Genomic DNA, 10,087 nt, shown 5'->3' with positions numbered 1-10,087 from the left:
GCCTGACGCCACTGACGGCGGACGTTGTTGGGGGAGAGCCAGGTGCCGCGCCGGGAGGCGAAGATCGCGTCGTGCGGGTTGTCCGCGGCGGTGACCTTGCGGGCCATGAGCATGCCGACGGCGAATCGGGGCAGGACGAGCATCTTCCTCGGGACCCGCGGCTTCGTCACGGTGCGAGATCAGGTCGCGTCGCGCAGCCAGGTTCGGCAAAGCCACCAGGCGGACATGGCACCGAAGGTGCCCGCCGGGTCGATGCCGGTGACGGCGGCGAAGCGCCGGACCCGATTGCGAACCGTGTTGGGGTGCACGAAAAGTCTCGCCCCGGCGAGGTCGACATCGCGGTCGCTCTCCAGCCAGGCGAGCACGGCGTGCGCCACCGATTCGGCAGTCGGTCCGAGTGTTGCCCAAGCGGGCGCGTACCGGTTGAGCAGCACCGTTGCCAGGTCGGCCCGCTCGGTCAACGCCGCCAGCCAGGCCACATCGGCAATGTGGATCAGCCCGGTGCGGCCGGTGGACTCGGCGGCGGTCAGGGCCGCGGTGGCGAGCCGCTGCACCGGCGCGAGTTTCTCCGGTTCGGCCGGACCGGCGAGCCCTGCCACGGCCCCGGTCCCCTTCAGGCGGGCGGACGGAGCACGGGACAGAACTCCGACCATCAGGTCGTCCACGGTTGCGCACAGCACCGGCGGGTGCTCGCGCACGGCTCGTTCGATGCCGGCGGCGGTCTCCCCGGGCCGGGCGACGAGCACCCACAGCCCGTCGGTGACCGGAAGGCCGGCCTCGGCGGCTGCCAGCGTGGCCGCCGAACCACCCTGGAGCAGCCGCCGCAGCAGTGCCGTGTCCCGGCGCCCGGGAAGCGGATCCGTGCTGGCTCCGGTAGCCCGATGCGCGCTGATCAGCCGGGCCCGGACGGCCTCGGCCCAGTCGTCGTAAAGGTCCCGGACGTCCAGCAGTTGCTCGGCGCTGACGCCTTGGTCCCGGGCGAGTTCCCGGGCCCGGGCCCAGATCGCGCGCTCGGCGAAGTGGATCGCGCCCAGCACCGATTCGATCGGCACGCCCTGCCGGGCACGGGTGACACCGAGGTCCGCGACGAACGACAGCTCAGCTTCGGTGGGGCCGCGCCGTGCGGCCAATGCGCGGGTTGCGGCCACCAGCAGAGCGCGGGTGTGCCCGGCGATGTCGGAGGTGGGCAGTGCGGAGACCTCCCGCACGGTGGTACGAACTCCGGCGACCACCGACGGCAGCAGTTCGTCATCGCCCACGACGCGTTCGATCAGGTCCACCATCGTCGTCCAGCCGTCCGGATGCGTCATCCTGTCATGCTCCCCGCCGTTGTGGTGCGCTACAACAAGAACCCGAAACTGCGTGGTCCACGCCATGTGTTCGCCCCTGTGCCAGGCCCTACGGTTTGGCGGAAGCTACAACCGTCGAGGAGCACCATGGCCGTTTCTTCGAGTCGGGTGGCGGTGATCGGTGCGGGAGCGGCCGGTCTCGCCACGGTGAAGGCGCTGCTCGACGCCGGTTGTGCGGTGGTGGCGTACGAAAAGGGTGACCGGCCCGGTGGCTTGTGGGTCAGGGACAACAGCAGCGGCCTGTCTCCGGCGTACGCCTCCCTGCACTTGAACACCAGCAAACGCCGCACCGAGTTCGCGGATTTTCCGATGCCCGCGGACTGGCCCGACTATCCGTCGGCCAGTCGCGTCGCCAGTTACCTGGCCGACTATGCGCAGTCGTTCGGGCTCATTCCGCACATCCGGTTCGGGAGCACGGTCACCCGCGTCGAGCGAGACCGGCACTGGGCGGTGACGACCGAGTCCGGTGACACCGAGCGGTACGACGCCGTGGTGGTCGCGAACGGCCACAACTGGCATCCGCGCTATCCGGATCCGGCTTATCCGGGGACGTTCCACGGCACCCAGATGCACGCCCACGACTACCGCACTCCGGACGTCTTCCGGGATCGGCGGGTGCTGATCGTCGGCATGGGCAACTCGGCCATGGACATCGCGGTGGACGCCTCGCACGTCGCTCGAGGGCCGGTCCTGCTCTCCGCCCGGCGCGGCGTCCACATCGTCCCCAAGTACCTGTTCGGCCGCCCGGCCGACGCGACCGGCGGCGCCCTCGCCGCCCTGCCGTGGCGGCTGCGGCAGCGCATCGCCGAGACCCTGTTGCGGCTCGCCGTCGGGACCCCACAGAGGTACGGCTTACCCGCCCCGGCCGGTGGCCTGTTCCAGAACCATCCGACGATCAGCGACACGATCCTGCACCGGCTCACCCACGGCGAGGTGACCCCCCGTCCCGGCATCGAACGGCTGGACGGGGAACGGGTGATGTTCACCGACGGCAGCGCCGACCCGGTCGACGTGATCGTCTGGGCCACCGGGTACCGGGTGAGTATCCCGTTCCTGTCCCCTCAATGGCTGGGCCCCGACCCCCAGCAGCTGCCGCTGTACCAGCGGGTCTTCCATCTCGACGACCCCAGCCTGGCATTCGTCGGCCTGATGCAGTCCACCGGTGCCGCTCTGCCGGTCGTGGAGGTCCAGGCCAAACTGGTCGCCGCGTATCTCTCCGGCGGCTATGCCCTGCCCGGCATCGACGAACAGCAGCACGCCGTGCAGCGAGCCTTGCGCGCCGCCATCGAGCGGTGGGGCACGAACGCGCGGCCGCACATGCGTATCGATTTCGACAGGTACGTCGCCGACCTGCCCAGAGAGATCGCGGCTGGCCAAAATCGCCTCGCCCGGGGCGGACGCACCTTCACCGCCGAGGAGACAGTGGTTTGAGCGCCCGAGACCCCCGCGGATTGCGTGTCCTCGTCACCGGTGCCTCCGGCACGTTCGGCCGGGCCATCTGTGCCCGGCTGGACGAGCTCGGGGCCCAGGTCGTCGGGTTGGACCTGGCCCCCCGTGCCGATGACCCGGTCCGGGTCCTGGCCTGCGACATCACCGACGACGACGCGGTGCCGGCCGTGGTACGCGAAGCAATTGACCAGCTCGGTGGGCTCGACCTGCTGATCAACAACGCCGGGATCGGTGGGCCCGCCCCGGCCGAACTGGCGCCGGGCGCGGAAGTACGCCGCCAGCTCGACATCAACCTGCTGGGCACCTGGCGGGTCACCGCCGCATGTGTGGACGCGCTGGTCGCCTCGGGCGGCCGGATAGTCATGCTCAGCTCGCGGATGGCCGTCATGCAGTTGCCGCTGGCCGCTGCGTACGGTGCCTCCAAGCGCGCCCTGGTCGCGTACGCGGACGCGCTGCGTCTGGAGCTCGGCACCCATGTCGGCGTCACCTGCGTGTACCCGTCGGCGGTACGAAGCCCGATCCACGACTCGACGGCCGCGGCCGGGCTCTCGCTGGAGGGCATGAGCCAATACGAGCCGCTGGACGGGGTGGTCCGGACCGTGCTACGCGCCGCGCTCAGTCGTCGTCCTCGCCGTGATCTACCCACCACCCGGCGGGGCGCGGTCGAGTTCTTCCTGGCCCGTCACCTGCCCGCGCTGACCGATCGGATCGTGGCGCGCATCCTCGCCGGCCGGGTCCGCTCCGGCGCGTTCCAGGGCGCCGAGCTGGCTGCGGGTGTGGTCGCACGGCACGAGGCGACCCGATGACGGCGCTGCGCGGGGCGGCGGGCGAGGTGCGGACCAGGGCAGGTGACCTGATCGCGTACGCCACCGGTTCGGTCGGGATGGGCGTCTGGGTGACCGTTCCCGGCCTGCTGTTGCTCTACTTCCTCACCAATACGCTCGGTGTCTCGCCGTTCCTGGCCGGTCTCACCCTGCTGCTGCCGAAGATCATCGACATCATCGTGCATCCGATGCTGGGCAGCCGATCCGACCGGGAAGCGCGCAGCAGCGGACACCGGCTCGGCATGCTGCGGGTCGGTCTGCTGCTTCCGGTGGCCATGGTGGCGATGTTCTCGGTGCCCGCCGGTTTCTCCGGCGCATCGGCGGCGCTCTGGGTGGGCGGCTGGTTCATCGCCGGCAACCTGTTCTTCGCGTGTTTCCAGGTGCCCTACCTGACCACCCCGTCCGATCTTCGAGTCGGGTACCACGAGCGCACCCGGGTGTTCATGTTCCGGATGCTTTTCCTCACCCTCGGGTTGCTTGGTGCCGGTGTGGCCGCACCGGCGCTGGTGGAGTCGGGACGGCGCGGCGACTACGGCTGGATGGCCCTGCTGCTCTCCGGCGTCATGGTGATCTCCGGGCTGGTCGCACTGACCGGGGTACGGCGTCTCACTGCCCACGCCGGTTTCCGGATGCCCGACCAGCAGGCGGCCCACTCGACCATCGGTGACATCGCGGTCGCCTGGCGGGACCCCGACTTCCGCGCGCTGGTGCTGTCCTACCTGTTCACCGGCACCACTACTCACCTGTTCCTCGCAGCGCTGCCGTTCTACACCAAGTACGTCTTCGAGAACTCTGGGCTAACCGCCCTGTTCATGGGGGCGTTCCTCGGTCCAGCGGTCATCGCCGGCCCGGTGTGGATGCAGGTGTCCCGGCGCATCGGCAAGCAGCCTGGCCTGCTGATCTGCCAGGCGGTCTTCGTGGCCGGTTCGCTGGCGCCGCTGCTCGGCTACGGCACCGGGCCGGCTGTCGCGGTGGTCGGCGTCCTGGGCATCGCGTTCGCCGGGCTGCAGCTGTTCGCGTTCTCGATGGTCCCGGATGCGGTCGCGGCCGCCGAGCAGCGCGGTACCGTCCGGGCTGGCGCCTACACCGGTGTCTGGACTGCCACCGAAGCCACCGGCACCGCAATCGGCCCGTACGTGTACTCGGCCGTGCTCGCCCTAGGCGGCTTCATCGCCACCACCGAGGGGCAGACCGTGACGCAGCCGGAGTCCGCCCACACCGCCCTGTTGATCGGCTTCACCGTGGTCCCGGCGGTGCTGATGGCCGCGGCGCTGACATTCCAAGTGCGCTGGAAGCTGGATCGGACACGCCACACCGGTTGAGCGTTGTGTGCTCAGGCCGGACACCGGTCGCCGAGCGAAAGCTTGCATGGCTAGCGTCCCGAGCATCGGGCGGGGAGCCAGCAGCCAGAATGCCCAACGCCAGCCGACGATGTCGGCCAGGAATGCCGCGACGGCGGCGGGTGGGGCGGTGAAGACCAGTGGTGAAATCAGACAGTAGACACCGCTGACCTTCGGGGCGGCGAACGCGGCCCTGGCGGCCGGGCCCATCACCGGCGCTGGGCCAGCGCGGCCGCGGAGCCGGTGCTGCGCCGGCCGGTCGCGCAGATGCTCGCCATGCCAGTGGAACAGGTGCCCGAGGACCCCGACCTAACTTGATCTTTAACCTGTGCGGCGTGGCCTCGGGGTGTTCGAGGTCTTCGTTTTCTTGGTGCTGCTGTTCGGCTTGTTGCTGGTGGCGGCTGTGACGATGTGGACGTCGTGGGCGGGTTGCTCGGTGGCGGTTGGGGTGTCCGGGCGGTCGTCCGGGGCCTGGTCTGCTCGGTTTCGGTGCGGCGGCGGGGCAGCCGGCCTTGGTGCGTAGGTGCCGAAACGCGCGGCGGACGCGGGCAGGTGAGAGCCGTTCGGGTGGTGCGGGGCGTTCCCAGGGTCGGCGGAGGTCGCCGACGGCGCCTCGGGCGAGGCGTAGCTGTGTGTAGGCGGCCAGTACGAGCCAGGTCCATCGGTCGGCGGCGTGCGGGTCTCGTAGTTTCGGGCTGGTCCAGCCGAGGGTTTGCTTGAGCATGCGGAAGGTGTGTTCGATGTCGAAGCGGCGCAGGAACGCCTGCCAGAGCAGGTCGACCTCGGTGGTGGTGGCGGCCGGTTGGGACCACCAGAGCCAGACCGGTTTCGCGGTGGCGCCGGAGGGCAGCCGGTCGACGGTCAACAGGATCACGGTGCCCTCGATGATCGGCAGCGGGCCGTGCTGGGCGGTGCAGGCGGTGCGGTGGGTCAGCCTGGGGTGCAGCCGGTGCCAGGCCCGGGCGGTCGCGGTGCCGTAGAGACGGGTGTCGGTGCTCGTGGCGACGTCCGGGTCACCCCAGCTGGCCGGGTCACCGAAGATGAACTCGCCGCCGTGGCGTCGTGGGCGGCCGGTGGTGCCGGGCAGCCGGGGTGGCGTGGGTCGGCGCAGCACCCGGTCCGAGCGCATCCGTACCAGAACCTGAACCGGCAGATCGGCCAGCAGGAACGCCAGTCGGGGCCCGTCGTATCCGGCGTCCGCGACGATCCACACGTCCGGATCACCAGGCTGCCACTGCCCGGCAGCGATCAGCCGCCGCACCACGTCCCGCAACTGGGCGGCGGTGACCGTGGCAGCGTCGTCGCCGGGCGCCAGCCGCCGGGCGTCCAACGGCCCGGTCCACGAGGTGCGCCCGGCCTCCAAGGCGGTGACGAACGAGTACGGCCAGCCCGGCACCCCGACGTGCGTGTCCTTGCCACGCCCGTAGGTGTGACACAGCACCCGCTGCGGGCAGGTGTGCGCCTCCGGCCGCAGCCAACAGGTCACATCCACCGCCAGAACGATCCGCCCATCCGCGGCCCGCGGCAGCGGCACCGCCGCCACCGCGGTCCGCAACCGCTCGATGTCGATCCGACCGCGGTTCAACGCCGCGTACAACGAGCCGTGACCACGACGGTGCTCACCCACCAGCGACAACTCCACCAGCGACCGCACCGGTGCATCCCCGCACAACAACGCATCGGCAAGCTCGAACAACGCATCCCGACGAGCGGTCAGACAGGCGTGGAACTCGCGCCGGAACGCGGCCAGCCGCCCGACCTCATCGTTCGTCCCGGCATCGTGCACACTGATCACCAGACAGCCCTTGGTCTGCGATCTTCTTCCCTAGACAAGAGCAATGATCGATCAAGGGCTGCCCCATGATCAGCCGGGGTCGATGCTGCCGCCCAGCACGTTAAAGCTCAAGTTAGCTCGGACGCTTCTAAATGGTGAGGCGGTGTCGTCACCGAGTCTCCGAACGGTCGTCCGGAGGCGCGTCGACCCGCATGATGCATCGCGGATCCTCCAACGTCGAGGGTCGCTGCTGCCGGGCCAGAGCCTTCAGCAGAGATTCCCGCAGGGGCAGGCCGAGCAGGGTCGCCGAGTCCCCGGGCAGGTCGCTCAGGCTGGGGCAGGAGATGCGGGAGCGTACCTCGTCGTTGCGGACCGTTTCGACCCCGCCCGCATCGGAGAGGACGGTGGTGTACTCGTCGTCCACCGACACCAGGTAGCCGCGCAGATGGCGTAGCGGCGGGTCCGCTGCCGCGACGTCCGGGTCGCTGGCGGTCTGACCTGGCGTGCTGCTCGGGACCGGTGCCCGGGCGATCTGCAGCGCGGTGGACGGCAGGACCGGTGTGGTTACCACGGCGTGTACGACGCCGAGGGCGAGTAGCCCGGCCAGGGCGGCGCTGGCCCGCAGGAAGGGAACGACGCGAGCGGGGTGCAGCGGTGCGTCCACACCGGCGACGAGCAGCAGCACCGGCCAACCGATGGTGAGGGCGAGCGCGGGTTCAGCAGGCAGCGCCAGAGCGACGAGCAGGCCGACGATCGCGCCCGAGGCCGACAGGGCGAGCCACCGCAGCCGGCGCGCGCCGGGCAGCTGACGCCCGGTGACCGCCCGTTGACGAGCCACGCAGAGCGCCAGCGCCCAGGCCGGGGCGAAAACCAGGGGTGTGCTGACAGCAGCGGCCACGATGGAACACCAGACCACCCAGCCGGGCACCCGCGCGGTCCACCGGGCCACCGCGTACCGGTCGCATAGGCGTTGCCGGCCACCCCGGTCGACCGCGCTGCTGAGCACCACCGCGCCGACGGTGAAGAGCAACGCGGGCACGGCCGGGAAGATCCACACCACGGAGAGGCTGACCGCCGCGAGGAAGTTGATCGGGTTCACGCTCTGCGCCAGCATCAGCGTGAACTGGCGGTCGCCACCGGACTGGATCCACAGGTAGAGCGCCGAGACGGCGACCGGTACACCGAACAGCAGCGACCATGCCCCGGGCGACAACGGGCCCTGTCGGCTCGCCTCGGCCGCCGCCGGCTCGCCGCTGGGCGCGGGGGGATCAACGGGTACGGCAGTCGCGGCGGTCCTGAGCCGGACGGTACGGCGTGCCGTGCCCCGGCGCCGCCGGTGCGCGATCGTTCGGGATCGGCGCCTCGACGGTGGCGTGCCGGTGGTGACTGCCTTCATCGCGACGGGTGAGCTGGTCGGACGGGGCCCGTCTCCGGCCCCGCGCAACATGGTCCCCTCCGGTCGCGGCTGGAGGCCGGTGAACCCGGCTGCGACGAGATGACGGTCCGCGGCTTGCTGCCAGACGCCGTCCACGCCCCTGATGTAGCTGGCGTGCAGGAACGAGTCGACGAGCGCCTTCAGGTACGGGTCTCTCGGGGCGACACCGATGAAGTAGCGCTGCGCCGGCTGATACGCCGCCAGCGGGAAGAGCTTCAGCTTACCGCCCGCAGCGGAGACGTGGCTGCGGAGCAGGATCTCGTCGCCAGCGGTGGCGTCGAGGCGGCCGGCGAGCACCTCGCTGACGCAGCGGCCCGGGCTCGGGCCGCGGATCAGCACCGAGTCGGTCCGGGCGGCGGCGGGCTCGGCGGCCGATCCTGCCGCCACGCACAGCGAATGCCGCTTGGCCGGTGACGGCCAGGTGGTCCTAGTCGCGACCACCAGCTTCCCCTCGAGGTACGGGCCGGCGAACTGAACGAGTTGCTCCCGCTCCGCTGTCCGGACCAGGCTGGCGAAAACCAGGTCGACGCGGCCGTTCAGCAGGGCGGAGAGCCGATCGGTGGCGTCGACAGCCTGGAAGCGGACCGAGACACCGAGGGAACGCCCGAAGGCGCTGGCGAGGTCGAGGTCGAAACTGTTGGCGGTCCCGTACCCGTCGCCCTCGCCCACGAGTGGACGGTCGGCGAGGACTCCGACTCGAAGGTCTCGGCCCGCGATGGAGGAGTTGCTCAGGTAGTCCGCGACCGTGGCCGAATCCGGCTTCTCGGTGGCGAAGGCGAGCGTTGAGACGGCCGCCAGCGTCAGGGCGACGAAGACCAGGACACCTCTCGGCGGTTGGACACCAGCCCGGCGTGGGCGGTCGGGAACGGCATGCCACCATCCGGTCGTTGACGGGCGGCATCGGTACCCAACTGCCGCCGACCGTGATCAGGTCACTGACCGTACTGCGTCACGCACCTGTTGCGAAGGCGCGCGACTGTCCTCAACCGGACACCAGACGATCGCCTCGGCGGGCCGCGTCGCCTGCACCAACACCTGCACGATCCGGTATTGGTCAGTGTTGACCAGGTGCTCCGCCCACACCTGAATATGTTGACGTTACCGGAGACCTCAGAGGGCGGTCCGCAGTAACTTGATCTGATCTATGCGTTGCGTCTGGTTGGTGGCCTTCCGGCGGGTTCGCTATGGATAGCGGCTGGTCGATGGGTTGGATGTGAGTTCTGGTCGTGACCGTCGGGCGGATGGGGCGTTAGCGCGGTCATGGGTGATCGAAAGCCGTACCCGAGCGATGTCAGCGACGAGCAGTGGGAGCTGATCGGACCGTTTCTGCAGGCATGGAAGGCCAAGCGGGTCGCGGTGTCGGTGTCGGGCCAGCCAGGTGACTACGACCTGCGGGAGATCGTGAACGCGATCTTCTACCAGAACCGGACGGGTTGTCAGTGGGCGTACTTGCCGCATGACCTTCCGCCGAAGTCGGCCACCTACTACTACTTCGCGCTGTGGCGTGACGACGGCACCGACCAGGTGATCCACGATCTGTTGCGCTGCCAGGCGCGGGAGAAGGTCGGCCGTCGGGAAGATCCGAGCGCGGTCGTGTTGGACACCCAGTCGATCCGGGCGGCGAACCACGTCCCGGCGGCCACGACCGGCAAGGACGCTGGGAAGAAGGTGTCGGGGCGTAAGCGGGGCCTGGCCGTGGACGCGTTGGGGCTGGTCATCGCGGTCGTGGTGACCGCGGCGTCGGTCACCGACAACACCATCGGCATCCGGCTGCTCGACAAAGAGGTCCTAACTCTGAGGACTGTGAGCACAAGCTCCGGGCCTAAGGGACGTCTCGTAACTCCGTCGGCCGTCCATGATGGATCATGTCGGGGTGCAGGTGATCTCGGTAGCCCGCCAGGAGTGGATTTTCCCGT

General features: G+C 70.0%; 6 protein-coding genes and 2 pseudogenes. 4 read left to right on the top strand and 4 right to left on the bottom strand.

Translation table 11 applies throughout. The features are described 5' to 3' along the window. Positions 1–143, bottom strand: a pseudogene (locus tag ACFY2A_RS30430) (site-specific integrase); the annotation flags it as partial. Positions 144–179: 36 nt separating this feature from the next. Next, a complete protein-coding gene (locus tag ACFY2A_RS30425) occupies positions 180–1,310 on the bottom strand; it encodes a helix-turn-helix domain-containing protein (RefSeq protein WP_387176768.1) in 1,131 nt (376 codons plus the stop codon). Positions 1,311–1,436: 126 nt separating this feature from the next. Here ACFY2A_RS30425 and ACFY2A_RS30420 point away from each other — a divergent pair, with 126 nt between their 5' ends. From ACFY2A_RS30420 to ACFY2A_RS30410, 3 genes are read left to right on the top strand one after another with little or no spacing between them, the layout of a single operon-like run. Further along, on the top strand, positions 1,437–2,780 hold the full coding sequence (locus ACFY2A_RS30420; protein ID WP_387176766.1) for a flavin-containing monooxygenase: 1,344 nt from the start codon (positions 1,437–1,439) through the stop codon (positions 2,778–2,780). Continuing rightward, on the top strand, positions 2,777–3,604 hold the full coding sequence (locus ACFY2A_RS30415; protein ID WP_232511420.1) for an SDR family oxidoreductase: 828 nt from the start codon (positions 2,777–2,779) through the stop codon (positions 3,602–3,604). Before ACFY2A_RS30420 ends, ACFY2A_RS30415 begins: the two co-directional genes overlap by 4 nt. After that, entirely contained in the window at positions 3,601–4,944 is a 1,344-nt protein-coding gene (locus tag ACFY2A_RS30410) for an MFS transporter (protein ID WP_387176761.1), read from the top strand. The genes ACFY2A_RS30415 and ACFY2A_RS30410 overlap by 4 nt, the downstream gene beginning before the upstream one ends. Before the next feature lie 339 nt (positions 4,945–5,283). Here ACFY2A_RS30410 and ACFY2A_RS30405 read toward each other — a convergent pair. Then, positions 5,284–6,757 (bottom strand): annotated as a pseudogene (locus tag ACFY2A_RS30405) (NF041680 family putative transposase). 148 nt (positions 6,758–6,905) lie between these two features. After that, positions 6,906–8,888 carry a substrate-binding periplasmic protein gene (locus ACFY2A_RS30400; RefSeq protein WP_387176770.1) on the bottom strand — a complete coding sequence of 661 codons (1,983 nt, stop codon included), beginning with the start codon at positions 8,886–8,888 and terminating at the stop codon, positions 6,906–6,908. 543 nt (positions 8,889–9,431) lie between these two features. Here ACFY2A_RS30400 and ACFY2A_RS30395 point away from each other — a divergent pair. Then, a partial coding sequence (locus tag ACFY2A_RS30395) for an IS5 family transposase (RefSeq protein WP_387176759.1) occupies positions 9,432–10,087 on the top strand: 656 nt, incomplete at its 3' end.

Origin of the sequence: Micromonospora sp. NPDC000442 (genome assembly GCF_042898635.1) — a bacterium.
Classification (GTDB): Bacteria; Actinomycetota; Actinomycetes; order Mycobacteriales; family Micromonosporaceae; genus Micromonospora.
This window is presented reverse-complemented; position numbering and strand designations above follow the sequence as displayed.